Below are 25,401 nucleotides of genomic sequence, written 5' to 3'. Positions count from 1 at the left end.
TTTTATCCAGAATATTTTAATGTTTCGTCACAGTCAGTGCGCTATGACCTAGCCATGCAGAGATTTGTTTGGCTAAATCAACAGAGAAGTCTCCTTCTACGGCTTCACGGCTTAAATAGACAGATAAGGACTGAAAATCAGCACGGCTCATCCATAATTGTTCGGCAGTTATGACCCATTGATCACCGCTTTGTAAAGCCGCGATCTTTGCTGACACTTGATTTAAAATATCCATAGTGACCCCATCACTGTTGTTATTTATTACCCTCAAATGCTCAGATTCTGAGAATCTTTACATTTATTTGATTATCTTGTGACAAAGATATGTCAGTTTGATGACAAAAACAGCAGTGTGAGGTGTTAAAGACTTAAGTCTTATAAGGTGATTTGTTCATCATTTACGGCAATTTTTTCTTGTTGCGCAAAGGCACTATGTTTTAAAGCTAAAGCAATTTCTTCTTTGGCAGCCGCTTGTAAGACACGGCGCAATTCTGCCACTTTAGCTTCAATAACACTTTCAGCTTCGAGTTCCAAACGTAAGCGTACACTTTCAAGTTCGGATAACATACTGGTGTCTGGCACTCTAAAGGCTTTATTAAAATGCGGGTAATGCTGCTCAGGATTTTTCTGATAACGTGCGATATATGTGGTTAGGGCTTGAGCTTGTTGTTGGCGTAAGACGCTGAGTAATTGATTTTGTGCATGTTGCTTACGCTGTTCTTCTGCTGCAAGTTCAGCTTCTTTTTGTTTCGCTAAAGTACGTTTTTGCGCCAATTGGGCTTCAAGGGCTAAGCGTTCACGTAAGCGTTTAGCCGCCAATAATTCAGCTTGATAATCTAAATAGCCTTGTTTAATACGCGCTTCAGATTCAATAATGGCACGTTGATCCTGCTCCAACCATTTATGGCTATCCATTTCAGGCTGTAATAAATCACAAATCCGGGCGAGGTCATCTAAATACACCTGACGTACAGCTAAGGGTGTTGCTAACCAACGCTGTTTAAAATCTTGACCGACGTTTAATGTCACCACGGATCTCCTTAATTACAGTTTGAACGTACGCGGTTCAATCCCAAGACGGCGATATTGTTTAAATTTTTCTCGGCCCAAAGCTTTGGCTTCCGAGTGATTTTCGATAATTTCAATAATGTGGCTAAAAGCCTGATATTGTTCAAGTGCATGCTTGTTAAAATTAAACACAATCCATTCACTTGAATTGGGTAATTCGGCTGAAATACAAATACTGGCGTGAGGCTCATCAATGCCATGCGTTAAAAAACTACTGGCATCAAAGCTCCACAGCGCCTCATCTAACTGCTGTTGCAGTTCAGAGTCTGCAGTATACAGCCAGATTTTCTCTGGCTGCTTTAAAATCTTGCGGCATAAGCGGCAAGTGATTGCCACTTGCCGTTCGTCGCTTTGTTCAAATAGATAAAAGCTGACTTTAGCCATGCTGTACACGGTTCGCTAAAATTTGCATAAGCAGTGGTACTGGACGACCTGTTGCACCTTTATTGGCACCTGAAGCCCATGCTGTACCCGCAATATCTAAGTGCGCCCAACGATAGTCACGGGTAAAGCGTTGTAAGAAACATGCTGCGGTCACAGAACCGGCTTTAGGCCCACCAATGTTGGCAATATCGGCAAATGGAGAATCCAATTGTTCTTGATAGTCATCAATCACCGGCATACGCCAGACACGGTCAAATGATTGTTGGCCTGCTGTTTCAATTTCTTGTGCCAGTTCGTCATCTGGGCTAAACATACCTGTGAGTACCGAACCCAGTGCCACTACACATGCGCCAGTTAAAGTCGCAATATCAATCACAATTGCAGGATTAAAGCGTTTGACATAGGTGAGCGTGTCGCAAAGGACTAAACGACCTTCGGCATCGGTATTTAAGATTTCTACAGTTTGACCGCTCATGGTGGTGACAATATCACCCGGACGTGTTGCACCGCCTGATGGCATATTTTCAGCCGCAGCAATGGTGCCCACCACATGAATAGGCAATTTTGCTTCACATAAGGCACGCATAGTACCCAGTACAGAGGCTGAACCACACATATCGTATTTCATTTCATCCATGCCTGCGCCTGGTTTTAATGAAATACCGCCTGTATCAAAGGTAATGCCTTTACCTACCAATACCACAGGTGCTTCTGAGCGCTCAGCTTGGTATTCAAGGGTAATAATACGACCCGGACGATCCGAACCTTTGCTGACTGCTAAAAACGCACCCATGCCTAAATCAGCAATTTGCTGTTCATCCAGTACCGTAACTTTTAATAGATCAGGGAACTCTGCGGCTAAAGCTTGCGCTTGTTCGGCCAAATATTCAGGGAAGCAAATATTACCCGGACGGTTGCCTAAGTCACGTGCGTAGTTTTGACCACGTTCTACCGCTTCAACTAAACGTAATTGTTCTGTAGTGAGTGTGCTATTGCTTGCAATTAAATGAATTTCATTTAAAACAAATTCGTTTTTCTTGGATTTAAATTCATCAAAGCCGTAGGCTGCTTGAGTGAGGCTTAAGGCAAATAAATAATGCTGTTCTTGAGGCAAAGCTGAAATATCAATGCTAATGCTTTGGAATTTTTTTTGTGTTGCTTTGATAATGGTTTGCGCAATTTTTGCTAATTTATTTGCAGTAATATCTGCCGCTTTACCTAAGCCAACTAAAGTGGCATTGGGCGCATCTTTAATTTGTGCGATTAAGCTTAAAGTTTCGCTTGGGCTGGCTTTAAATTGTGTAGCTTGTGTTAATTGCGCCAAGTCATTGATCGAATAAGTGGTTGCCGCCTGTTGTACTTGTTCAGAATCAACTAAAATCAACAAAGACTGGCTAGACGTATTCTGAGTGAATGACGTATTCATATTAAGTTTCATATACGGTATTCAGGCCTTTTTAAAGTTTTATGATCCATTAAACCACTGAAACTCGTGGATGTGTAGAGTTTCAACAAGCAGGTTTTATATTTTCAACATTCGGGTAAACTAATGCGAGTTTATTCGGGCATTTTTTGGAAGAATTAATTTGATTATTCGGCGTTATCTGGTCAAGCAAGTCGTGTCGACCTCCTTGGTGGTGATTGCTTTACTGACCTTAATTATGATGGGCGGTCGACTGATCAAATACTTTGGTGTGGCAGCGCAAGGGCGTTTGGATGCCAGTATTTTGTTTAGCATTATCGGCTACCGTTTACCTGAGTTTTTAACCTTAATTCTTCCACTGGGCTTTTTTATTGGCTTAATGTTGGTGTTTGGGCGCTTATACGTTGACCATGAGATGGCGGTCTTAAATGGCAGTGGCATGAGCCGTAACCGTTTATCACGTCTACTTATTCCAATGACAGTAGTGTTTTTGGCGGTGCAAGCCGCGTTAATGCTATGGATTGCGCCGTGGGGTATCCGTCAGTTTGAACAACTCACCAGTACGCAAGCGGTACGTACTGGTTTTGACTTAGTTCGTCCTAAAGAGTTTATTTCATCGGGGCAATACACCATTTATGCCGGTGACTTATCTGAAGATCGTAAAAATTTAAAAGATATTTTCTTCTATCAGCGTGCAGCCAAAGAGGGCAAGCCTGATGTGATGATTTTGGCCAAAGAAGCCACCCGAGTTGAGATTGAAAATGACAATGCCAATGTGGTGGATTTGACTGCAGGGCGTCGTTACGAGATTTATCCAGGTACAGCTAAATATAGCCAAGCTGAATTTGAAAACTATCGTTTACGTTTAGAAAGCGATAAAGAAGCCAAATTTGAAAGCACCGAAGTTGAAGCATTAAGAACCGCTGAGCTTTGGCAGAATCGTCAAGATCCCGTGGTCGCGAGTGAGCTTGGTTGGCGTGTCTTTGTCCCCTTTGCCATTGTGATAGCCTTGATTTTGGCAACTGCGCTCTCTGAAGTCAGCCCGCGCCAAGGACGTTATTTAAAACTCTTTCCAGCCTTACTGATTTTTGCCAGCTTAATTGTGGCCTTAATGGCGGTAAAAACCCGAATCAGTAAAGAAGAAATGGGCATGTGGGCCTATCCGTTGGTGCTATTGGTTTATGGCGCAGCGGGTATGCTGTTTTCACGTAAGCAAAGCCTTGCACCTAAAATTCGTAAAAAGTTAGCTAAGTGAGGTCATAAAAATGCTTGCACGTCGTATTGTTGCTAAACATGTGACCCAAACTACAGCTTTAGCGATGTTGGGTGCCACCGCAGTCTTGTCGGGCTTACAAATTCTATTTACCTATTTAGGTGAATTAGGTGAACTCAAAGACGGTTATGGCGCATGGCAGGCGTTGTTGTATGTGCTCTGGGGTGCACCGAGTGCTCTATATGAGATTTTACCTATTTCCGCCTTAATTGGTGCGGTCTTGGGTTTAGGTACCTTAGCATCAAATAGCGAATTGATCGTCATGCGTGCCGCTGGTGTGAGTCTGTGGCGCATTGTCGGTTGGGTGATTCGCTCAGCCTTATTGTTGGTGATTTTATCTTTTGCTTTAAGTGAATGGGTAATTCCATATAGTTCAGAACAAGCCAAAAGTGTCAAAAGTCACCGTGCCGTGGCAGAACTCGGTGAAGTTAAAGGCTATTGGAGCCGTGAAGGGCAGCGCTTTATCTATATTGACTATGCCAACTCGCAAGGTGAATTACGTAACGTGCAAGTCACAGATTTTGATGCCGATTATCGCTTGCGCGGCACCTTAATGGCCGATCAAGGTAGCTTTGTCAAAGATGGCCAGTGGCGCTTACAAAACACCCAAGAAATGAATGTATTAGCGGCAGGCAATGCCAGTTTAAATAAAGCAGCCAATACAGATTTAGCCTTGGCCTTGCAACCAAAATACGTGCATATGGTGACCATTGACCCTGAAGATTTATCGCCAAGTCAATTGGTGAGTTTTATGGGCTATATGCATGAATACAGCCAAGTGCCTAAAACCTATCAATTGGCCTTTTGGCAAAAAGTGGCCGCGCCCTTTGCTTTAATTGCCTTGGTGGTGATTGCTTGCTCATTTATCTTTGGCCCGCTGCGTCAGCAATCGATGGGCTTTCGTTTGGTGATTGCCTTGTTTGTGGGCTTAACCTTCTTCTATTTACAAGATTTCTTGGGCTATGCAAGTTTAGTGTATTCACCATCACCTGCATGGTTTGTATTTATCCCAATTCTATTTATGTTTATGGTCGGCGGTTATTTATTACATCGCGCCCGTTAAACATGGAATAAAACAATTTAAGGCTCAGGTTTTCTCCATGAGCCAAACATAGAGTCTGACCCAAAAATTGGGTAAGATAGAGCTTAATTTGTAGACACAAGAGTATTGGTTATGACGGATGCAACTGCTGGCAAAATCCCGCACGTATTAGTGATTATGGATGGTGTGGGTCACCGCGAAGCAATTGAAGATAATGCGTTTTTAGCGGCTGCACGCCCAAATTTGAAGGCAATGCAGCAAAAGCATCCGCATGGTTTAATCTCAGGTTCTGGTGAAGACGTGGGTTTACCTGATGGTCAAATGGGTAACTCAGAAGTGGGTCATATGAACCTTGGCGCTGGCCGTGTGTTATATCAAGACTTTACCCGTATTACCAAAGACATTCGTACAGGTGACTTCTTTAAGCATGAAGTGCTGATTGATGCAGTTGAACAAGCCAAAGGGAAAAATGGCGCTGTGCACATTATGGGCTTATTGTCTGAAGGTGGTGTACATTCACATGAAGACCATATTGTGGCCATGGCAGAGCTTGCGCTAAAACGCGGTGCAAAAGTTTACTTACATGCGTTCTTAGATGGTCGTGATACACCACCACGTAGTGCTGAGCCATCTTTACAAAAATTGGATGCTTTATTTGCCCAATATCCAGGTCAAGGTCGCATTGCCAGCATGATTGGTCGTTACTTTGCTATGGACCGTGACAATCGTTGGGATCGTGTAGAACAGGCTTACCGTTTATTGACTGAAGGTGAGGCGGTACGTACGGCAGCAACTGCGGTTGAAGGCTTAGCGTTAGCTTATGCCGCTGAAGAAAACGATGAATTTGTTAAAGCGACGCGCATTGGCGATGTTGCAGCGATTCAAGACAACGATAGCGTGGTATTTATGAATTTCCGTGCCGACCGTGCACGTGAAATTACCAAAGCATTTGTAGAAAAAGACTTTGCCGGTTTTGAACGTAAAGTAGTGCCTGCTTTAGCAAAGTTTGTGATGTTAACGCGTTATCAAGCCAGCATTGATGCACCTGTAGCTTATATGCCAGAAGACTTAGTTAACTCGATTGGTGAATATCTATCTAACTTAGGTAAAACTCAATTACGTATTGCTGAAACTGAAAAGTATGCGCATGTGACGTTCTTCTTTAGTGGTGGTCGTGAAGATGAATACCCAGGTGAAAAACGTATTTTAATTCCATCACCAAATGTTGCGACTTATGACTTAAAACCAGAAATGAGCGCAATTGAAGTTACTGATGAATTGGTTGCAGCTATTCAATCGGGTGAGTTTGATCTACTGGTGGTGAACTATGCCAATGGTGATATGGTCGGTCATACTGGTGTCTTTGATGCGGCAGTTAAAGCGGTAGAAGCAGTCGATACATGCTTGGGCCGTGTGTATGATGCTGTGATGGCCAAAGGCGGTCATATGCTCATCACTGCCGATCATGGTAACGTGGAACAAATGCAAGATTACCAAAGCGGTCAGGTACATACCCAACATACCACTGAGTTAGTGCCATTTATCTACGTGGGCCCAACCCAAGCAGAGATCGCTGAAGGTGGTGTATTAGCCGATGTTGCACCGACGCTGCTCAGCTTAATGCAGTTACCGATCCCTGCCGAAATGCAAGGTCGTAACTTGATTACTTTAAAATAAAAGGAGTGGTCATGACCCACTGGAAATATGGAGCGCTTGCTTTAGCGATGTTTACTAGTTTGGGTCATGGCGCAGTAGATTCAGGTGCGCCAGCACCTGAATTTGACTCATCTTACTTAGAAGTACCTGTTGAGTCGATTCAAGAATTTGTACAAATTTATGGCATTGTGAAAGATAATTATGTCGATGCCAAAGCAGATCAGGCTTTATTCCAATTGGCCATTCAGGGCATGGTTTCAGGTTTAGATCGTTATTCACGTTATCTAAGCCCAGAAGACTATAAACAACTGATTCAATATACTGAAGGTGAGATTGCCACGGTAGATTTTGAACTTGAATATAATCAACAACATCAACAATGGGTGATTGCTGGTTTACAAGCCCACGCTGATTCTGCCAAGCAAGGCTTAAGAAATGGCGTGACCGTCTTTAAGATTGATGGGCAAGAAATCAAAAATTTGAATCATGATCAAGTCAATTCTTTGCTTACAGGCGCAATTGCTTCGAGTCTGACGTTACAATTGGCAGCTAATAGCCAAGAAATGCATGTGGTACGTAATAAAAAAATTGATACCGCAATTCAGGCACAAATGCTAAGTAATAAAGTGCTTTTAATTAAGGTAAAGGTTTTTCAGCAAGACACCGCCAATGAAATTAAAGCCATTATTGAACAGTATGATAGTGAGCGTCCTAAAGCAGTGCTAATCGACCTACGTAATAACCCTGGAGGTTTATTATCCGCTGCAGTGGAAACCGCTGATTTATTTTTAAATCAGGGGTTAATTGTAGTCACCAAAAGTCGAGCTGAGGGCGAGCAGCAATTTCAAGCTTTGCCGAGCAATGAGCTAAATGATGTGAAATTAGGTGTATTGATTAATCATGGTTCGGCATCGGCAGCAGAAGTGTTTACTGTAGCCATGAAAGTGCATAAGCGCGCTTGGGTGATGGGCGAGAAAAGTTATGGCAAAGGCGTGGTACAAAAACTTTTTCCTCTGTCTAATGGTGCAGCCTTACAAATGACGGTGGCGCATTACTACACTCCCAATGGACAAATGATTGAAGGGCTGGGGATTCAGCCCAATCAAAGCTATGCCATGCAATTGGGCATGAGTGAACAAAATTATTTAGAACGTATTGCTGAGATGCTTTTGGCGCGCTAACAATTATTCATCTTCGGTATCTAGACCAAATTTCTTTAAGCGATAACGTAAGGAACGAAAGGACATTCCCAGTTTTTTAGCTGCTAAAGTCCGATTCCAATGAGTGATATTGAGCGCATCTAATAAAATCTGCTTTTCTATATTTTCTAAATGTTGTTCCAAACCTTCTTGGGGCAGACCCGGTCTGCTTAGCGCCTGTACATCCAGTGCGACGTTTTGGACTGGAGTCATCGGTTTAGCCAGCGGAATAGTCAAACTACGCGTATTTGAGCCTTGTAGGTGCTCAATGTCGATTTTTTCGCTGTCACATAAGGTCAGCGCACGTTCCATGATGTTGCGTAACTCGCGTACATTGCCAGGAAAGTTTTGCTGTAATAAGAAATTTTGTGCAGCAGGGCTAAGTAATTTGGCTGAAATGTGCCATTCTTGACTAATTTTTTCAATAAAATGCTTGGCCAACAATAAAATATCATCACCACGTTCACGTAAGGGCGGCAAATATAAATCCATGACATGAATACGGAAAAATAGATCTTGTCTAAATTGACCTTGTTGGACTAATTGTTCTAAATTTTGATGAGTAGCACTAATGATACGGAAATCGACGTCTATTTCTTGATCAGAACCAATTGGACGAATCTTCTTTTCTTGTACGGCACGCAGTAATTTAACCTGCATGGTCAGTGGTAATTCTGCCAATTCATCTAAAAATAAGCTGCCCCCATGAGCGGCTTGAATCAGACCTTGTTTATCTTGATTGGCACCAGTAAAGCTGCCTTTTTTATGCCCAAATAATTCGCTTTCCATCAATTCAGTTGGAATCGCACCACAGTTAATGGCCACAAAAGGGCCTTGGCTCCGGTTGCTGAGTTTATGAACTAAATTGGCCACCACTTCTTTGCCTGTACCCGATTCACCATGAATAAACACAGGTGCTTGCGAGCGAGCAATTTTTTGAATTGTTTGACGTAAACTTTGAATCGCAGCCGAATGCCCAATCAGCATTTGTTCTTCAATCAGTTGTTGTTTAGGCAAATCTGCAGCTTGAGGGGGCTGATTGAGCGCTTGATTGAGCAATTGTTGTAATTGAACCTGATTGACAGGCTTACTGACAAAATCAAAGGCACCCGCCTTAAGCGCTGCAATGGCAATATCCATATTGCCATAGGCACTCAGTACCGCCACAGGTAGCTGTGGATAATGCTTAGAAATATAGGAAACTAACTCTAAACCAGAACCATCTGGCATATTTAAATCGGTTAAGCAGGCATCATAGGGCTGCTGTTGTAACATGTGACGTGCTTGGTTAACACCATGTGCAATATGACAGTCAATTCCCATACGATTTAAGCTCATTTGCATCAGCATGCAAAGATCTTCTTCATCATCAACAAATAAAATAAGTGGTTTTACATCCACTGTGATACCCCAATTCAATTAAGTGTGATTGACGCGTAAGCATTCAATACGAAAGCATGCCCCTTGTTGTTGTTCTACATAGTACAGCTTAGCCTGATTGGCCTCACAAAAACTATGGGATAGATATAGTCCTAAGCCAGTTCCATTAATTTCTGTACTAAAAAATGGCTGAAATAGGGAGGCAATATCACTGCTTGCTACGCCTACACCAAAGTCGCGAACTTCAATGCGTACGTGATTATGCTGAGTATAGACTTCCAATTCAATGTTATTGTGGCTTGATTGATTATGATGTAAGGCATTACGCACTAAGTTGATTAAAACTTGACGAAATTGGTCTTCATTGAAATATATGGTGACCGATTTCTCAATATTGTAGCTAATTTTTGTGACTGAGTTAGCAAAATTCTCATTTAAGCAAATGGGGATAAACTCTTCTAAAGCGATCACAACAGCTTTGGTGTCACGGTTACGCACCATACTTAAGGTATCTTCAATAATCCGATTAATACGCTGAGCTTGTTTATGAATTAAAGTGCTGAGCATGGCTTGTTGTGTAGCATCACTCTCACGACTGAGTTCATTGGCTTGTACAATGGCTGCCAAAGGATTGCGAATCTCATGCGCGATACTGGCAGATAATTGACCGAGTGCTGCGAGTTTTAACTGTTGTACACGTTGGTTAATGGTACGAGCATCTTCAAGCACCAATAAAGTTAAAGTTTGATTGGGAATACGCAGTTTTTGAACCCGAATCTGGAGTTGATACAAACTTTGTTTGGCTTCAAATTGAAACTTCTCACCTTCGACCAAGCACTCCAAATGTAGAACATCAAATAATTCTGGTTGTACACTGTATAAGGGGTGCTTTTCAAAGGCATGTATGGGTGAAATACCTAAAAAATCACAGGCCGCAGGGGTGGTGAGTACCACATGGTAGTTTTCATCGACCACCAAATAACCGTGTTCAATTTGGTCCAAAATATAGCTACTGATGTCTTGTAAGCGACGTAATTCTTGTGCCTGACTTAAATTCACATTTTCTAAAACTTCAAAGCGTCGAATGGCAAACTGACCTAAGGCATAAACACAAAAAAATAAGATCGCTAATAAGGCGCTATTACTAATATTATTAATTGAAGTGCTTAAATCAAACAATGAACCAATAAAGTGCTGATAGACCACACAAATTACTGCTACCAACGTGACAGTTAGCGCCTTATGCCGTTCGAGTAGCAACGATGCAGTAAAAATGGTCATGACAAACATCATACTGACTTGCAAATTAGCGCCCTCACTGGCAAAGCTTAAGCTGGTGAGAATAGCAATATCAACAATAAATAAGGCCAACAGCTGATAGCTGGCAGCAATATGCGCATGGCGCAACATGAGCCATTGCCCAGCACTCAATAAAAAGTATAGAAATAAAATAAACAGATGTGAGTTGGCATACGACACTGACATCGCATCGCTATAATGACCCAGCGAGGCAATTAACAGCAAACTAAAGGCAATAAGAAAGCGATAGGACGCATACCAGCGTCCTAAGTGATAGCGATTAAGTTGTTTACCGTTGGCCATTAAGGTTTGATTAGACCATAACGAATCGCGAGATGCGTGAGCTTGACATCACTGTCTAAGCCGAGTTTCTCAAAAATACGGTAGCGATAAGTATTGACCGTTTTAACGCTAACAAACAATTTGTCTGCAATTTCTTGGGCACTAATACAATTGACCACCATCATCGCCACTTGCATTTCACGTTCTGATAACGCATCAAAAGGTGATTGCTGGTTGTCTGATAAATACGAGCTCGCCAATTGCTCAGCAATATCAGCACTAAAGTATTTACCGCCTTGCATAACTTTTTTAATGGCGCGAACCATCTCAGACACAGGTGCACCTTTGGTGATATAACCCTTAGCACCTGCTTTAAGCAGTAAAGATGGGTAAGGCTCTTCTGCTAAACCACTGACAGCCAATACTTTTGTGTCAGGTGCACTTTGCAATAGGCGGCGTGTGGTTTCGACACCACCAATGCCTGGCATATTCACATCTAACAACACCACATTGGGGTGATGTTGACGGACTAAGTTGATCGCCTCTTCACCAGATTCTGCCTGCCCAATCACTTGTACATCAAGATGGTCTTCGAGCATGCGGCAGATGCCGGTGCGAACTAACTCATGATCATCTACTACAAGAACTGTGATCACTGGCTTCTCCCTCTGAATGATTTTTCATCTTTTTTGTTACATAACGCAAAATAAGCTTGCAATGAAACGACAAAATTAGCAATCCTATCCGCATTCAAGACCCAAGTGATAGGCAGAATGTGACAGTCTAATGATTGTACGTTTTGTAGGTTGCTGTAAATGTAAGGCATATTTGAGGTAATACGCAAATGTATCTTACCTCCCTGAGACGAGTAAGTGATTGTGAAAAAATTTAACAAATCGTTAATACATGTGTTGAGCCTGTCTGTGCTGCTTGGCATGAGTTCGACCAGTTTTGCAGAACTGATCTTAAACTCCTCCTCGGGGAGCACACCACCACAAGCCAGCTTAGCGTGGTCATCAGAACAAGCCAGTCAATTATTAAATGATGATGAGCCATCGCCACAAGGTTCAGTAACAGCAACCACCACGTTACGTGCACCTGTTGAAACGGCCAAAGCTACAGTCACCACTACTGTACGGACGGTCGATGGTGTCGTCACGGCAGCGGAAAATAAAAAGACGGTCCAAATTTTAGATACCAACCGTTATAGCAATCAACCTTCAGTCAATGCACGTGCTGCCTTGGTCATGGATGCCAATACCGGTGAAGTGCTATACAGTAAAAATACCAATGCGGCTTTACCGATTGCCTCAGTCACTAAACTAATGACTGCAGTCGTAACAGCAGATGCTCGCTTAAATATGAATGAAACCATTACTCTGCAATCAATTGATTTTGCAGGCGCGGGTGGTAAAAACTCAAGTTCAACCTTACGTGTCGGCGATAAAATGAATCGTGCCGAAGCGTTGTTGTTTGCTTTAATGAAATCAGAGAACCCTGCTGCTGCCGCTTTAGCGCGTACTTATCCGGGGGGTAAGACAGCATTTGTGGCAGCCATGAATACTAAAGCCAAAGAATTAGGAATGCACAATAGCCATTTTGTGGAATCAACTGGTTTACATCCTGCTAACGTGGCATCTGCACGTGATTTAGGTGTGTTGGTCAGCACAGCCTCACAATATGGTTTAATTCGTCAATTTTCCACTACACCAAGCTATGACTTTAATTTAGGTTATCGTGTGCTTAAATCCAATAATACCAACGGTTTAGTACGTAATGGTGGCTATAACATTAATTTATCTAAAACAGGCTTTATTAATGAAGCAGGCCGCTGTGTGGTGATGCACACAACACTTAATAATCGTCCTGTGGCGGTGGTAATTTTAGGTGCTAGCAACACCCAAGCACGTAATAACGATGCTATTCGTCTAATGAACTGGACCAGTAGCTTACCTAAAGCGATCTAAGCTTAGTTTTCGTCTAGGCATAAAAAAAGCCCTGCAAATGCAGGGCTTTTATTTTCAACTATGCATTACATATTTGAAAGAATTGAATCGCGAACTTGATCTAAAGTTGCGTCAATTGACAGCATTACTGCATCAGAACATTGTTTGATGGCTGTGTCAGGGTCTTTGAGACCGTTACCTGTTACGGTACATACAATCACAGAACCTTCAGCAATTTTACCGGCTTTAATGTCACGGATTGCACCGCCAATTGAAGCTGCAGAAGCAGGCTCAACAAAGACACCTTCGTACATTGAAAGTAGGCGCTGAGCTTCTAAAATTTCAGCATCAGTCAGTTCATCAAACCAACCTTTAGAGTCACGTACTACCGCTTTGGCGTGGTTCCAGCTTTGTGGATTACCAATACGGATTGCAGTTGCAACAGTTTCAGGATTTTCAACTGGTGCGCCGCGTAAGAATGGGGCTGCGCCTGAAGCTTGGTAACCGACCATTACAGGTAAACCTTCAGGTTTTGGACCTGTGAACGCATCAGTTGCAGGGTCATACACCACTTGCTCGAATTGTTCTTTCGGTTGGTTTGCAACTGCTTCGGTATAACCCATCCAGTGTGCAGTGATGTTACCTGCGTTACCTACAGGTAAGCAGTGGTAATCAGGTGCGCGGCCCAATTCATCTACGATTTCGTAAGCGATGGTCTTTTGACCTTGTAGACGGTATGGGTTGATTGAGTTAACAATCGTCACAGGAGCTTTATCAGCGATTTCTTTAACAAGACGCATACCATCGTCAAAGTTACCGCGGATTTGCATGGTGATTGCACCATACATCATGGCTTGCGCCATTTTACCCATGGCAATTTTGCCTTCTGGGATTAAAACGAACGCTTTCATACCTGCACGTGCAGCATAAGCCGCTGCAGCAGCAGACGTGTTACCCGTAGAGGCACAGATAATGGCTTTAGAGCCTTCCTCTGCAGCTTTGGTCACGGCCATGGTCATACCACGGTCTTTAAATGAACCAGTCGGGTTTAAGCCTTCATACTTCACATAAATTTCAACATTTTTGCCAATAATGCGCGGAATATTCGCAAGCTTGATCAGTGGCGTGTTCCCTTCACCGAGTGATACGGCTGGGGTAGTTGCAGACACTGGTAAACGGTCGCGATAGCGGTCAACTAAACCAGTATAACGATTGGCATTCGACATGATGATGTTCCAATTGTGTGTAGAGCTTGGCAAGGGGAGAGTTTCCCCCTGACCCGATTAATTATCAAGCGATTCTAAACGAATTCGTACAATTTCGCCATGAATGACTGGAAGTGCTTGAATTTGCTTTAACGCTTCATCCATTTTCGCTTCTTTCACAGGGTCTGTGAGGATCACGATCGGGATGAGATCTTTTAAACGTGATTGTTGCATAATGGCATCAATACTAATGCCATTACGACTTAAAATCGTGGTGACTTCAGCAAGAACGCCTGTTTGATCTTCGGCATTGATGCGGATGTAATATCCAGTCGTCATTTCTTCGCGTGGCAAGATGGTTAAGTCACTTAAACTTTCAAATGCCAATTGTGGAATTGTGCCTGCGCCATCTTCTGTATAAGAAATATCACGCACGATGTCGACCACGTCAGCGACCACAGCCGATGCTGTAGGACCTGCACCTGCGCCTGCGCCATAGTACAGCGTTGGACCTACTGCATTGGCTTGAACCAAGACCGCATTTTTCACGCCATTTACATTGGCAATCAATTGTTCTTCAGGAATCAGCGTTGGATGGACACGCAGCTCAATACCGGTTTCAGCACGACGCGCAATCCCTAAGTGTTTAATACGGAAGCCTAAGTCCTCAGCATATTTAACGTCTTGTGCGGTAATTTTGCTAATGCCTTCGGTAAAGACTTTGTCAAACTGCAGTGGAATACCAAATGCAATTGAGGCCAGTAAAGTGAGCTTATGTGCAGCATCAATACCTTCAACGTCAAAAGTTGGATCCGCCTCGGCATAACCTAAAGCCTGCGCTTCAGCCAATACGTCTTCAAAAGCACGGCCTTTTTCACGCATTTCAGTCAGGATAAAGTTACCTGTACCGTTAATAATGCCCGCCAACCAATCAATTTTGTTGGCAGCCAAACCTTCACGCATCACTTTAATAATTGGAATACCGCCAGCCACTGCTGCTTCATAAGCAATTTGCACGTGGTTGTCATCAGCAAGTTTAAATAGTTCGTTACCGTGTTCAGCAAGCAAGGCTTTGTTGGCTGTGACCACTTGTTTGCCATGCAAGATGGCTTCTTTAATAATTTCGTAAGCAGGGTGAATACCACCCATCACTTCAACCACCACATCAACATCAGGTTGACGTACGATATCAAGTAGATCTGCGCTTTGTTTTACTGATTCATCAAGAGTTAAATCAGGACGAGGACGACGTGTACCTACATGAGTAATTTGAATTTCACGACCGGTGCGACGTCTAATCTCAGCAGCATTTTCTTGTAATAGTTTAAGGGCACCACCACCCACAGTACCTAGACCGAGGATTGCCAGACGAACTGGTTTCACGTCACACTCCATATTTACCAATTTTAAGTGAGCCTAGATCATAGCTAAAAAAAACAGGATACTCTAGCATCCTGTTAACTTTATCTACATGCATAAAAAACAGTAATTTATGTCATAAGAATTAGTTATCTAAACGGCTGACTAATTCCTCTGGCGTTAAGTAGCCACCTAGGTAAACACCTTCGCTATTGTAGATCGCTGGCGTACCATTAACTCCCATTGCTAGCCCCATGTCATATTGGGCTTTGACTGGATTTTGACAGCTTGCAGGAGGCAATTGCTCACCGGCAATGGCACGATCAAATGCCTCTTGACGATTGTCGCTACACCATACGCTTTGCATGGCTGGCATAAATTGCTCACCACGTGGCCAAGCGATATAACGCACTTCAATGCCTTTGGCATTGATTTCATCCATATGCTCATGCAATTTGTGGCAATACGGGCAACTAATGTCGGTAAACACGTAAAGTACATGTTTGGTTTTGCCTTTGGCAGGATAAACAATTAGATCTTCAGTTTTCAAATTGCTTAATAATTTTTTGCTGGCTTCAGCTTGCAAAGACTCACTGACGTTGTGCAAGGTTTTATCGCCTAAGCGAATCACATCGCCTTGGATAATATATTTGCCATCGGCTGTGGCATAGACTGAGCCCATACCTTCTAAGCTGACCCAAACTAAGTTGGGTACTTCAGTGGCCTTAATTTCTAGCACTTTGGCGTTAATGTTGGCAGTTTTAAAATGTTGCTCTAAGGTTTTGATTAAACGTTGCTCAGCATTACGTTCAATCAGATTTGATGCTTCACCAGTCGCTGGGGTACTTGCAGTTAGAGTTGTTTGCTTAGCTTCGTTATTAGAATTAGAGCAAGCGCTTAAGCCAAAACTTAAGCTTAAAGTACAGGCTAAAAATAATTTGGCGCGGGTAAAAGACATCATTAACCCTTTTAGATGACAAATAAAGAGCGCACAGCATAACAAAAAATGTGCGTCACGCTAAATTTTTTGCGCTTAACCGCGTGGATGATGAGTCGCATGTAGGTGTTGCAATCGAACTTGTGCCACATGGGTATAAATCTGTGTGGTGGATAAATCACTGTGTCCAAGTAGCATTTGTACCACACGTAAGTCCGCACCATGATTGAGTAAATGGGTGGCAAAGGCATGTCTGAGCGTATGCGGTGACAGTTCTGCTTGAATACCCGCAGCGAGTGCATAACGTTTAATGGCATACCAAAAATTTTGCCGACTCATAATCCCGCCTTGTTGAGTTAAAAAGACAAAGTCAGTAGCGGTGCGATAAAGTTTAGGCCGGGCCTCGCTTAAGTATTTTTCTACCCATTGGCATGCCTGTTGCCCTAGTGGCACCAAGCGCTCTTTGTTGCCTTTACCGAGCACGCGCAAATAACCTTGATTTAGGTTGATTAAATCCAAACGTAAATTGAGTAACTCAGAGACGCGTAAACCTGAAGCATAAAGGACCTCTAACATGGCACGATCACGTAAACCCAAAGCAGTATTGATGTTAGGTGCTTGAATCAAGGCATCGACATCTTGTTCAGAGAGATCTTTGGGTAAGTTACGCCCAATTTTAGGGGTTTTATGGTTGGCAACAGGATTATCGCTACGTAATTTTTGTTCGCGTAAAAATTTAAAAAAAGAACGCAGTGCTGATAAGGTACGTGCAATTGAACGTGGGCTTTTACCTTGTTGAGTTAAAGCGAGTAAAACCGTTTGAATATCGTCACTGTTCCACTCAGGCAGGGTTTTGGTATGTAAATCAGCAATCTTAATCAAATCAGATAAATAAGCGTTACGCGTATGTGGACTGACCGTCTGTGCAATTAAATTGTCACGAAAACCCTGTAAAAAGGAAAGTTTTGTGGGAATTTGTAGCGCAGCTGGAATACGCGGTTTCTTATTTAGCATATTGTTTTAACCCGAGTTTTGATTTGAGAAATATCATTGATCAAATCCAAGTTGCAAGCAAACCTTATTTGTTAATTATTCTCATTTGTTTGTATAATGTGCAAAAGTATTTAGGATTCAATCGTGCGTTTGTCTGAGTTGAAAGTGAAGCAAACTGCCGTCATACGCAAAGTGCATCGTACTTTGGATGGCAGCAGCCAAAGCGATATCGTCGCGAGTCGTTTAGAAACCTTGGGTTTTATTCCGGGTACAAAAGTTCAAGTCATTACCAAAGGTGTTTTTGGTGGTGATCCAATTTTAATTCAAATTGGTTTTACCCGCTTCGCACTGCGTAAAGTTGAAGCCGCAAAGATTGAGATTGAAGGAGCTGCCGCATGAGTGATGCGCTACGTATTGCCCTTGTTGGTAACCCAAACTGCGGTAAAACCTCGCTGTTTAACCATTTAACAGGTACACGACAAAAAGTCGGTAACTATGCTGGTGTCACGGTTGAACGTAAAGTGGGTAATTTTACCTTGCCTTCTGGTCAAGCAGTTCGTGTTTTGGACTTACCTGGTACCTATAGCTTAGATGCCACGAGTCCTGATGAAGAAGTTACGCGTAATGTCGTAATGGGCAGTTTAAGTGAAGAGCGCGATCAAGATGCCTTTTTATGTGTGGTGGATGCCACTAACTTAAAACTGCATCTAGGTTTAGTGTTAGAGATGATCGAACTGGGTCGTCCAATGCTGATTGTACTGAACATGATGGATGAAGCACGCCGCCGTGGCATGCAAATTAACACCCAAAAACTGTCACAACGTTTAGGCGTGCCAGTGGTGGAAAGTGTAGCAGTGCGCGAATCTGGTATTGAAAACTTAAAGCACGCGCTCGATCAAGCCAAATATGCTGAGCCAAATACTGAACTGACCGGTTTAAAAGGTGATCATCATCAAAGAGTCGAACAGCTGATCACCGATGTCATTGTCTATGCTGAGCAAGATGATCAACGTTCTGATTTTCTGGATAAAATTTTCTTACATCCAGTACTTGGCTTAGTCAGCCTTGCGGTGATGATGTTTGTGATTTTCCAAGCGGTATTTGCTTGGGCAGCGCCATTTATGGATGGTATTGACGCTTTATTTGGTTGGCTAGGTGAAGTCATTGGTGCGAATATTGCGCATCCAATGCTGAATAGTTTAGTGGTCGATGGGATTATTGCCGGCGCAGGTGGGGTCGTGATTTTCCTCCCACAAATTTTAATTCTGTTCTTCTTTATTTTGGTCTTAGAAGAATCAGGTTACTTACCGCGTGCGGCGTTCTTACTGGATAAATTGATGTATAAAGCCGGTCTGTCAGGGCGTGCCTTTATTCCATTATTATCTAGCTTTGCCTGTGCAATTCCGGGCATTATGGCATCACGTACCATTAGCGATCCGCGTGACCGGTTAACCACGATTTTTGTGGCACCGCTGATGACCTGTTCAGCACGTTTACCAGTGTATGCACTGTTGATTGCTGCCTTTATCCCTGCACAAACGGTATGGGGCATCTTTAACTTACAAGGTTTGGTGCTGTTTGCTTTGTATATGGCGGGAATTGTCAGCGCATTGATGGTTTCGTTTGTGTTGAAGTTTTTCCAAAAAGACAAATCACAACATATGCTGTTAATGGAATTACCAAGCTATCGTTTACCAGATTTAAAGAACATTTGGATTGGTCTATTAGATCGTGCCAAGATCTTCTTAAAACGTGTCGGCGGTATCATCTTCGCTTTATCTATTTTGCTTTGGTTCTTATGTACGTTCCCACAAGCACCAGATGGCGCGACCTTACCTGATATCGACTATTCCTTTGCGGGTATGCTCGGTCATTTGATGCAACCGATTTTTGCGCCACTTGGTTTTAACTGGCAGATTTGTATTGCCTTAATTCCTGCTATGGCCGCACGTGAAGTGGTGGTTGCTGCACTGGGTACAGTATATGCCTTATCGGCTGTTGATGAAGATGCCATGTCAGAAGGCTTAGCTTCTTTAATCAGTAGTGGTGGTGACTTAGGTTGGTCATTGGCAACTGGTTTGTCTTTACTGGTTTGGTTTATCTATGCGCCACATTGTTTAGCAACTTTAGCCACAGTCAAACGTGAAACAGGTTCATGGAAAACGGTTGGCTTTATGACAGTGTATCTATTTGGTTTAGCTTATTTGATGTCGTTCTTAACCTATCAAATTGCTTCAAAAATCTTTGCTTAAACAATAGGAGCTTAAAAGATGGTGGAAGGTTTAATTATTGCTGTATTGGTACTGTGGAGTACATTGGTGGTATTTAAAAAGGTGTTTCCAAAGACATCTTTTAAGTTCTTTTTAAGCCTCGCCAATGTGGCAGAAAAACAAGGTTTGCCGCGTTTAGCCAAATGGTTAAAACCGGCTATGCCAGCAGGTTGTGGTGGGAGCTGTGGCTGTTCTACCAATGATGAGGCAGAAACCAAAAAGCCTGCTGTACAAGCAGTCAAATGGAAGTAACGACCAAGATGAAAAAGCCGCTCAATTGAGCGGCTTTTTTACGCCCAGACACAAAAAAAGCTGAAACAGCAAAAGCCAAAGTGCTAACATTTTGCCAGTTTAAAAACCAAGATAAGAGATGGGACAAATGTTAATACAACGTGGTGGACTAAAAGTTGTTGCAGGGCTAGGTATTTCGGGTGTTGCAGCGGTGAATTTCTTGCATGAAAAAGGCTACCGCGTTGCCGTAACCGACTCTCGCGCCAATCCGCCAGGCAGTGACCAAATTCCAGAAGAGGTACAAACCAGCTTTGGCAAGTTTGATGCAGAACTTTTATTGTCAGCAGAAGAAATTATTATTAGTCCGGGGCTTGATCCAAAACTACATGAAATTCAAGCAGCTATGGCCAAAGGTATTCCAGTTGTCAGTGAGATTCAAATCTTACGCCGTGCCACAGATAAACCCATTGTTGCGATTACTGGTTCTAATGCCAAAAGTACCGTGACTACATTGTTTGGTTTAATGGCACAAGATGCAGGCAAAAAAGTCGCAGTGGGCGGTAACTTAGGTCGTCCAGCTTTAGATTTAACCAAAGATGATCCTGAGCTGTATGTTCTAGAGCTCTCGAGTTTTCAATTAGAAACCACTTCTAATTTAAATGCTGAAGTTGCCGTTGTGCTTAATATGAGTGAAGATCATCTTGATCGTCATGGCGATATGATGGGCTATCACACTGCAAAACACCGCATTTTCCAAGGTGTGAAAAAAGTGGTGTTTAACCGTGATGATTCATTAACGCGTCCATTAGTACCAGATAGCACAACAATGCAAAGCTTTGGCTTAAATGCACCTGATTTGAATCAATATGGTGTGTTACGTGAAGACAACGGCAGCATGTGGCTCGCGCGTGGTCGTGAACGTTTAATTCAAAGTTCTGAGCTGTATATTCAAGGCACACATAATATTGCCAATGCTTTAGCTTGTTTAGCATTAGGCGAAGCGATGGGTTTACCGCTTGAATCTATGCTAGAGACTTTAAAAACCTTTAAAGGTTTAGAGCATCGCTGTGAGTTTGTGCAAGAAATCAATGGCGTGCGTTATTACAACGATTCTAAAGGGACCAATATTGGCGCAACTTTGGCGGCCCTTGATGGTCTAGGTGCAGCGATTGAGCCACAAGGCGGCAAAGTGGCAATTATCTTAGGTGGTCAAGGTAAAGGGCAGGATTTCACTGCACTACGTGATGCTTTAAGCAAATATGCCAAAGTTGCGGTATTGATGGGTCAAGATCGTCAGTTGATTGAAATAGCCATTCAAGGCACGACCGAACTTGTCAACGTGGATACTTTAGAACAAGCAGTACAAGTCTGTCAGCAACATACCAAGCCAAATGATGTGGTGTTACTTTCACCTGCCTGTGCAAGTTTGGATATGTTTAAGAGCTATGGCCAACGTGGTCAGGCATTTGTTGCGTGCGTTGCTGCACTGCCACAAGCACAATAAAAAAGGAAATCGCTATGGTGGGCTTTGCTCAGACAACCATTGCCAAAATACAACAATGTTATGATCAGATTGCACCAAAAGTGCCTGAGCAAATTACGGTACGTAATACTTTAATTTTCTGTGTCTTAGCTTTGCTGTGTATTGGTTCGATTATGGTCGCATCGGCATCTATGCCCTATGCCGACCGTTTACATGAAAATCCATTTCATTATGTGATGCGCCACGGAATTTCTATTGTGGTGGCTGCAGTCGCAGCCCTGTTGGCTTACCGTGTGCCGCTTGAAATGTGGTTTAAAAATGCCTTTAGCATTTGGATTGCCACCATTTTGCTACTGGGCGCAGTTTTGGTGGTCGGAACCGAAGTGAATGGTTCAACCCGTTGGATTCGGGTAGCAGGTTTTACTTTGCAAGCCACTGAAGTCGCCAAAGTTGCCATGGCGATCTTTACCGCAGACTATGTGGTACGCCGTTCAGAAGAAGTGAGAAGTAAAATATCAGGCCTGTTTCGTTTAGGCGTGGTGATGCTGCTCACCGTGGGCTTTATTATTTTAGAGCCAGACTTGGGCGCAACTGTGGTAATTGCCTTAATGATGCTTGGTGTTTTCTTCTTAGCAGGTGCGCCAATTATTCAATTCGCGGTGGCTTTTGTAGTGATTTTATTGGCCTTTGTGGCATTAATCCTATTTGAGCCATATCGTTTTGAACGTCTGATGTCATTTACCAATCCGTGGGATGATCAGTTAGGTGTAGGCTATCAGCTGTCAAATGCCTTAATGGCCTTTGGTCGTGGTGAGTTTTTTGGTGTAGGTTTAGGGCATAGTATGCAAAAAATGTCTTATCTACCAGAAGCGCACACTGACTTTATGCTAGCGATTTTTGCCGAAGAATTTGGCTTCTTTGGCTTTGCGGTTTTAATGTGCTTAAGTTTTACTATGTTGGCGTGCTGTATCAAGATTGCTCATCGTGCCTTACGTAACCAGTACTTACGTGCTGGCTATCTGGTGTATGGCGTGGCGATTATTTTCTTGCTACAGATTTTAGTAAACGCTGGTATGAACATGGGTTTACTACCGACCAAAGGTTTAACCTTGCCATTTATTAGTTATGGTGGTTCATCTTTAATTATGTGTGCGGTGATGATCAGCTTAGTTCTTAAAGTTGAAAGCCAAACACAGGGCATTAACCCAAGTCGAGAAGAGTCGAGCTTCTAATCAAACGGACCCTTTTGCTGAGCATGTTGTAAGACATTGCTCGGCATCTCGGTGCCGCAGTTTAAACATTTTACAAAAGCAGCTTTGGCTTTAGACAGTGGAATAAGCGGAATAAAAAATAAAGAAAAATAGTTGCGCTGTTGTCTAAGTTCATAGGATGTATGTGTGCGACAGACAGGACAAACAAACATATTTTTTTCAACAACTTTGGTTTTAGGCCCAACACCAAAAATAAAAAACATCGTCTTCCCCTCATGGTTTTTAACTAGCTTAACCTAGAAGATGGCTTTATAGGTAATGACCTTGTAACTCAATTTGATGCGGAATACGGCTCACATCCCATTGTGCAATGGCTTGCGCTAACATGACTTGTGGATGATCCACATCAACGTGGGGCTGTTTAAGTGCCTGAATGGCTTGTTGTAACAGTTGAGGTGCTTGATTGATCTCTAGTGCTTGAGCCAAATTTTGTTTAGACAGCTTTTGACCTTGATCATTCATCGCAAGCGGCAAATGCATATAATCTAAACGCGGATAACCGAGTAATCCACCAAGATAAATCTGACGTTCGGTGTTATCGAGTAAATCTGCACCGCGCACCACATGGGTCACACCTTGCAAATAATCATCCACCACCACGGCCAATTGATAATTAATAATGCCATCACGGCGCTTTAATACAAAATCACCTAAATCGGTTTTGAGCTTCGAGCAATGTTGACCTTGTAAGCGGTCTTCAAAGCAGATGGTGACATCTGCAACTTTTAAACGAATTGCTTGATGGGCAAAGGGGAGCTGTAAATTGCGGCAGGTATCTTGATAAATATGATTAGAACCGAGCATCTTACGGGTGCATTGGCAGGCATAGACTAAGTCTTTGGCGTGTAGATCAGCCAAAACACTTTCGTAAATATCCAAACGGTCTTTTTGAAAGATGATCTGATCATCAGGCTCAAAGCCAAAGGCATCAATGCAACGCAAAATATGCGCTTCACTGCCGAGATAAATCCGCGGAATGTCGGTGTCTTCAATGCGCACTAACCAACGACCATTTTGGCTACGTGCATCGCAATAGGTGGCCACAGCGGTGAGCAGTGAACCAAAATGCAAAGGGCCGGTTGGCGAGGGCGCAAACCGGCCGACATAAGCCATCCTGTTATCCCCCTCCTTGACTAAAGAAGGGGTGAGGGGAGGATTATTGAATAACATGCTTAACCGTTATTTTGCTTTTCTTTAATCTCAGCTAAAGTTTTGCAATCAATACACAAAGTTGCAGTTGGACGTGCTTCTAAACGACGTAAACCGATTTCAATACCACAAGTTTCACAGAAACCGTAATCATCGTTTTTAATCGCTTCAATCGATTGCTCAATTTTACGAATCAATTTACGTTCACGGTCACGCGTACGTAATTCAATCGCAAATTCTTCTTCTTGCGTTGCACGGTCGTTAACGTCAGGGAGGGCAGTGTTTTCGTCTTGCATGGTGTTTAAGGTACGATCCACTTCAGACATTAACTCAGCTTTCCAAGCCAATAAAATTTGACGGAAATGCTCAAGCTGTCCTTCCGACATGTATTCTTCATTTTTCTTAGGCTGATAAGGCTCGATACCAAATAGGCTAGCAGTAGAACCACCTTCAGTTGCCTTTGGCTTGGTCTTACGTACACGTTTTACAACGTCGGTTTGTTCGTCTAAGACTTGATTTTGGTTGTCATTCGCCATATAGGGCATTCCTCATCATATGTATGTAATTCGATACACACAAAAAAATATGGTGATATGCGATGTTGTTATCCACCCCAAATCGCGTTGTGCTGTTCGGGGGTCGTCATCATATAGACTTTTTCTGTATTTTAATAGTCTTTGATGCTTGGATTCGAAGTATCACGTGTCCATCGGAAGCCATAACTTAAAACAAAAAAATGAAAATGAAAAGTTAATAACCTGAAATTTCAACATTAATATTCTGTTGTAAATGTGTAAGTCGATGTACCTCTGTGTGAAAGCTACCATCACTTCTTAACTGTAAGACTCTGTAACCAGGCGCTTCGTTCCCAAGCGCAAAATCCTCACTTTTTGGTTTAAATTGCACACAAGTTGAAGGGGTTGAAAAAAAAGCAATGTGTTGCCATGTTTGGCATGATTCTTGATGCACATGTCCAAATAACACCAGCTTAACGTTGTTATGTCGGCCTAATAGGTCGGTTAAGGCTTCAGTGTTTTTTAGTTTGTGCTGATCAATCCAGTGTGATTGCATCGCAAAAGGATGATGATGACATGCAATGACAATATATTGCTCAGGGCGCGCAGCCAAAATCTGTTCAAGTTGCTGTAATTGCTGAGAGTCTACCCAACCATCGACTTGATTGGGTACTGCACTATTGAGTAGCACCAAGCTCCAAGCACCAAGTTCAATCACATGTGCACTATTTTGTTGCTGATAAAATGGGAAGCAGGCCACATCATCATGGTTGCCGGGTACATGAAAATAAGGAATATTTAAACGTTGTACATGCTGCACATAACGTTGATAGGTTTTAGTACAAGCTTCTTGAGCCAAATCACCCGTATGTAGTAAGGCGTTTGCTTCAGGATAATGCTGTTGAATATCTGCCAATACACTTAAAAGATTTTGTTCAGGATTGATGCTGACAAAATCTGTCGCAGCATCCGCCATTAAATGGGTGTCAGAAATATGTACTAATGTTAACTCAGTCATTACAGATGCTGTATTCAT

At 42.7% G+C, this 25,401-nt stretch carries 25 protein-coding genes; 10 read left to right on the top strand and 15 right to left on the bottom strand.

Translation table 11 applies throughout. The features are described 5' to 3' along the window. Window positions 1–16: 16 nt before the first annotated feature. The 4 genes from AC5YCI_RS12370 to AC5YCI_RS12355 all read right to left on the bottom strand — a co-directional run bounded on the left by AC5YCI_RS12370 (window position 17) and on the right by AC5YCI_RS12355 (window position 2,890). A complete protein-coding gene (locus AC5YCI_RS12370) occupies window positions 17–235 on the bottom strand; it encodes a hypothetical protein (protein ID WP_496130123.1) in 219 nt (72 codons plus the stop codon). 140 nt (window positions 236–375) lie between these two features. Next, window positions 376–1,029 carry a cell division protein BlhA gene (locus AC5YCI_RS12365; RefSeq protein ID WP_496175589.1) on the bottom strand — a complete coding sequence of 218 codons (654 nt, stop codon included), beginning with the start codon at window positions 1,027–1,029 and terminating at the stop codon, window positions 376–378. Between the two features lie 15 nt (window positions 1,030–1,044). Continuing rightward, complete coding sequence (locus AC5YCI_RS12360) at window positions 1,045–1,452, bottom strand: DNA polymerase III subunit chi (protein ID WP_496130121.1); 408 nt, start codon at window positions 1,450–1,452, stop codon at window positions 1,045–1,047. Then, window positions 1,445–2,890, bottom strand: a complete 1,446-nt coding sequence (locus tag AC5YCI_RS12355; RefSeq protein WP_496130120.1) for a leucyl aminopeptidase — start codon at window positions 2,888–2,890, stop codon at window positions 1,445–1,447. Before AC5YCI_RS12355 ends, AC5YCI_RS12360 begins: the two co-directional genes overlap by 8 nt. A gap of 148 nt (window positions 2,891–3,038) precedes the next feature. Here AC5YCI_RS12355 and lptF point away from each other — a divergent pair, with 148 nt between their 5' ends. The 4 genes from lptF (at window position 3,039) to AC5YCI_RS12335 (ending at window position 8,027) form a co-directional block, all read left to right on the top strand. Beyond that, on the top strand, window positions 3,039–4,130 hold the full coding sequence (lptF, locus tag AC5YCI_RS12350) for an LPS export ABC transporter permease LptF (protein WP_496130119.1): 1,092 nt from the start codon (window positions 3,039–3,041) through the stop codon (window positions 4,128–4,130). Between the two features lie 10 nt (window positions 4,131–4,140). Beyond that, window positions 4,141–5,211, top strand: a complete 1,071-nt coding sequence (lptG, locus tag AC5YCI_RS12345; protein WP_496130118.1) for an LPS export ABC transporter permease LptG — start codon at window positions 4,141–4,143, stop codon at window positions 5,209–5,211. Between the two features lie 111 nt (window positions 5,212–5,322). Then, entirely contained in the window at window positions 5,323–6,867 is a 1,545-nt protein-coding gene (gene gpmI / locus AC5YCI_RS12340; RefSeq protein WP_496130117.1) for a 2,3-bisphosphoglycerate-independent phosphoglycerate mutase, read from the top strand. Window positions 6,868–6,872: 5 nt separating this feature from the next. Next, on the top strand, window positions 6,873–8,027 hold the full coding sequence (locus tag AC5YCI_RS12335) for a S41 family peptidase (RefSeq protein ID WP_496130116.1): 1,155 nt from the start codon (window positions 6,873–6,875) through the stop codon (window positions 8,025–8,027). 3 nt (window positions 8,028–8,030) lie between these two features. On the opposite strand, the gene AC5YCI_RS12330 is transcribed toward AC5YCI_RS12335, so the two are convergent. From AC5YCI_RS12330 to gacA, 3 genes are all read right to left on the bottom strand, one after another. After that, the gene (locus AC5YCI_RS12330) at window positions 8,031–9,395 is read right to left on the bottom strand and encodes a sigma-54-dependent transcriptional regulator (protein ID WP_496130160.1); all 1,365 of its coding nucleotides are present in this window, start codon (window positions 9,393–9,395) and stop codon (window positions 8,031–8,033) included. Window positions 9,396–9,464: 69 nt separating this feature from the next. Continuing rightward, complete coding sequence (locus AC5YCI_RS12325; RefSeq protein WP_496130115.1) at window positions 9,465–11,027, bottom strand: two-component system sensor histidine kinase NtrB; 1,563 nt, start codon at window positions 11,025–11,027, stop codon at window positions 9,465–9,467. Continuing rightward, window positions 11,027–11,662 carry a response regulator transcription factor GacA gene (gene gacA, locus AC5YCI_RS12320; protein WP_496130114.1) on the bottom strand — a complete coding sequence of 212 codons (636 nt, stop codon included), beginning with the start codon at window positions 11,660–11,662 and terminating at the stop codon, window positions 11,027–11,029. Before gacA ends, AC5YCI_RS12325 begins: the two co-directional genes overlap by 1 nt. Before the next feature lie 222 nt (window positions 11,663–11,884). Here gacA and AC5YCI_RS12315 point away from each other — a divergent pair, with 222 nt between their 5' ends. Further along, window positions 11,885–12,973 carry a serine hydrolase family protein gene (locus AC5YCI_RS12315; RefSeq protein ID WP_496130113.1) on the top strand — a complete coding sequence of 363 codons (1,089 nt, stop codon included), beginning with the start codon at window positions 11,885–11,887 and terminating at the stop codon, window positions 12,971–12,973. Between the two features lie 65 nt (window positions 12,974–13,038). Here the strand turns inward: AC5YCI_RS12315 and thrC are convergent, their stop codons facing one another. The 4 genes from thrC to xerD form a co-directional block, all read right to left on the bottom strand. Beyond that, a complete protein-coding gene (thrC, locus tag AC5YCI_RS12310) occupies window positions 13,039–14,178 on the bottom strand; it encodes a threonine synthase (RefSeq protein WP_496130112.1) in 1,140 nt (379 codons plus the stop codon). A gap of 57 nt (window positions 14,179–14,235) precedes the next feature. Continuing rightward, window positions 14,236–15,540, bottom strand: coding sequence for a homoserine dehydrogenase (locus AC5YCI_RS12305; protein ID WP_496130111.1), 1,305 nt, complete (start codon window positions 15,538–15,540; stop codon window positions 14,236–14,238). Window positions 15,541–15,661: 121 nt separating this feature from the next. Then, on the bottom strand, window positions 15,662–16,474 hold the full coding sequence (locus AC5YCI_RS12300; RefSeq protein ID WP_496130110.1) for a DsbC family protein: 813 nt from the start codon (window positions 16,472–16,474) through the stop codon (window positions 15,662–15,664). Between the two features lie 75 nt (window positions 16,475–16,549). Then, the gene (gene xerD / locus AC5YCI_RS12295) at window positions 16,550–17,467 is read right to left on the bottom strand and encodes a site-specific tyrosine recombinase XerD (RefSeq protein WP_496130109.1); all 918 of its coding nucleotides are present in this window, start codon (window positions 17,465–17,467) and stop codon (window positions 16,550–16,552) included. Between the two features lie 123 nt (window positions 17,468–17,590). On the opposite strand from xerD, the gene AC5YCI_RS12290 reads away from it, so the two are divergent. The 5 genes from AC5YCI_RS12290 (at window position 17,591) to ftsW (ending at window position 22,662) form a co-directional block, all read left to right on the top strand. Beyond that, entirely contained in the window at window positions 17,591–17,845 is a 255-nt protein-coding gene (locus AC5YCI_RS12290; RefSeq protein WP_496175588.1) for a FeoA family protein, read from the top strand. Next, window positions 17,842–19,698 carry a ferrous iron transporter B gene (gene feoB, locus AC5YCI_RS12285; protein WP_496130107.1) on the top strand — a complete coding sequence of 619 codons (1,857 nt, stop codon included), beginning with the start codon at window positions 17,842–17,844 and terminating at the stop codon, window positions 19,696–19,698. The genes AC5YCI_RS12290 and feoB overlap by 4 nt, the downstream gene beginning before the upstream one ends. 18 nt (window positions 19,699–19,716) lie before the next feature. Further along, a complete protein-coding gene (locus tag AC5YCI_RS12280; protein ID WP_496130106.1) occupies window positions 19,717–19,968 on the top strand; it encodes a DUF6587 family protein in 252 nt (83 codons plus the stop codon). 127 nt (window positions 19,969–20,095) lie between these two features. After that, window positions 20,096–21,451, top strand: coding sequence for a UDP-N-acetylmuramoyl-L-alanine--D-glutamate ligase (gene murD / locus AC5YCI_RS12275; protein WP_496175587.1), 1,356 nt, complete (start codon window positions 20,096–20,098; stop codon window positions 21,449–21,451). A 14-nt stretch (window positions 21,452–21,465) separates the two neighbouring features. After that, window positions 21,466–22,662 carry a putative lipid II flippase FtsW gene (gene ftsW, locus AC5YCI_RS12270; RefSeq protein ID WP_496130104.1) on the top strand — a complete coding sequence of 399 codons (1,197 nt, stop codon included), beginning with the start codon at window positions 21,466–21,468 and terminating at the stop codon, window positions 22,660–22,662. Here ftsW and AC5YCI_RS12265 read toward each other — a convergent pair. From AC5YCI_RS12265 to cpdA, 4 genes are all read right to left on the bottom strand, one after another. Continuing rightward, window positions 22,659–22,904: a zinc ribbon domain-containing protein gene (locus tag AC5YCI_RS12265; RefSeq protein WP_496130103.1), complete on the bottom strand. Its 246-nt coding sequence runs from the start codon at window positions 22,902–22,904 to the stop codon at window positions 22,659–22,661. The two genes, ftsW and AC5YCI_RS12265, sit on opposite strands and share 4 nt — an antisense overlap. 46 nt (window positions 22,905–22,950) lie before the next feature. Beyond that, window positions 22,951–23,814, bottom strand: coding sequence for a tRNA glutamyl-Q(34) synthetase GluQRS (gene gluQRS, locus AC5YCI_RS12260; RefSeq protein WP_496130102.1), 864 nt, complete (start codon window positions 23,812–23,814; stop codon window positions 22,951–22,953). 59 nt (window positions 23,815–23,873) lie between these two features. Then, window positions 23,874–24,386, bottom strand: a complete 513-nt coding sequence (gene dksA, locus AC5YCI_RS12255; RefSeq protein WP_122900402.1) for an RNA polymerase-binding protein DksA — start codon at window positions 24,384–24,386, stop codon at window positions 23,874–23,876. A gap of 214 nt (window positions 24,387–24,600) precedes the next feature. Further along, the gene (gene cpdA, locus AC5YCI_RS12250; RefSeq protein WP_496130101.1) at window positions 24,601–25,401 is read right to left on the bottom strand and encodes a 3',5'-cyclic-AMP phosphodiesterase; all 801 of its coding nucleotides are present in this window, start codon (window positions 25,399–25,401) and stop codon (window positions 24,601–24,603) included.

This window comes from Acinetobacter sp. CY17 (assembly GCF_059515825.1).
The sequence above is the reverse complement of the archived record's forward strand: the minus strand, read 5'-3'. Positions and strand labels throughout refer to the sequence as shown.

Coding starts and splice junctions, on each gene's coding strand:
- AC5YCI_RS12325 (WP_496130115.1), bottom strand. CDS start 11,027: ATGGCCAACGGTAAACAACTTAATCGCTATCACTTAGGACGCTGGTAT.
- AC5YCI_RS12280 (WP_496130106.1), top strand. CDS start 19,717: ATGGTGGAAGGTTTAATTATTGCTGTATTGGTACTGTGGAGTACATTG.
- AC5YCI_RS12360 (WP_496130121.1), bottom strand. CDS start 1,452: ATGGCTAAAGTCAGCTTTTATCTATTTGAACAAAGCGACGAACGGCAA.
- ftsW (WP_496130104.1), top strand. CDS start 21,466: ATGGTGGGCTTTGCTCAGACAACCATTGCCAAAATACAACAATGTTAT.
- lptG (WP_496130118.1), top strand. CDS start 4,141: ATGCTTGCACGTCGTATTGTTGCTAAACATGTGACCCAAACTACAGCT.
- AC5YCI_RS12300 (WP_496130110.1), bottom strand. CDS start 16,474: ATGTCTTTTACCCGCGCCAAATTATTTTTAGCCTGTACTTTAAGCTTA.
- feoB (WP_496130107.1), top strand. CDS start 17,842: ATGAGTGATGCGCTACGTATTGCCCTTGTTGGTAACCCAAACTGCGGT.
- murD (WP_496175587.1), top strand. CDS start 20,096: ATGTTAATACAACGTGGTGGACTAAAAGTTGTTGCAGGGCTAGGTATT.
- gpmI (WP_496130117.1), top strand. CDS start 5,323: ATGACGGATGCAACTGCTGGCAAAATCCCGCACGTATTAGTGATTATG.
- AC5YCI_RS12370 (WP_496130123.1), bottom strand. CDS start 235: ATGGATATTTTAAATCAAGTGTCAGCAAAGATCGCGGCTTTACAAAGC.
- xerD (WP_496130109.1), bottom strand. CDS start 17,467: ATGCTAAATAAGAAACCGCGTATTCCAGCTGCGCTACAAATTCCCACA.
- cpdA (WP_496130101.1), bottom strand. CDS start 25,401: ATGAATACAGCATCTGTAATGACTGAGTTAACATTAGTACATATTTCT.
- AC5YCI_RS12330 (WP_496130160.1), bottom strand. CDS start 9,395: ATGCTGATGCAAATGAGCTTAAATCGTATGGGAATTGACTGTCATATT.
- dksA (WP_122900402.1), bottom strand. CDS start 24,386: ATGGCGAATGACAACCAAAATCAAGTCTTAGACGAACAAACCGACGTT.
- AC5YCI_RS12265 (WP_496130103.1), bottom strand. CDS start 22,904: ATGTTTTTTATTTTTGGTGTTGGGCCTAAAACCAAAGTTGTTGAAAAA.
- AC5YCI_RS12355 (WP_496130120.1), bottom strand. CDS start 2,890: ATGAAACTTAATATGAATACGTCATTCACTCAGAATACGTCTAGCCAG.
- gluQRS (WP_496130102.1), bottom strand. CDS start 23,814: ATGGCTTATGTCGGCCGGTTTGCGCCCTCGCCAACCGGCCCTTTGCAT.
- thrC (WP_496130112.1), bottom strand. CDS start 14,178: ATGTCGAATGCCAATCGTTATACTGGTTTAGTTGACCGCTATCGCGAC.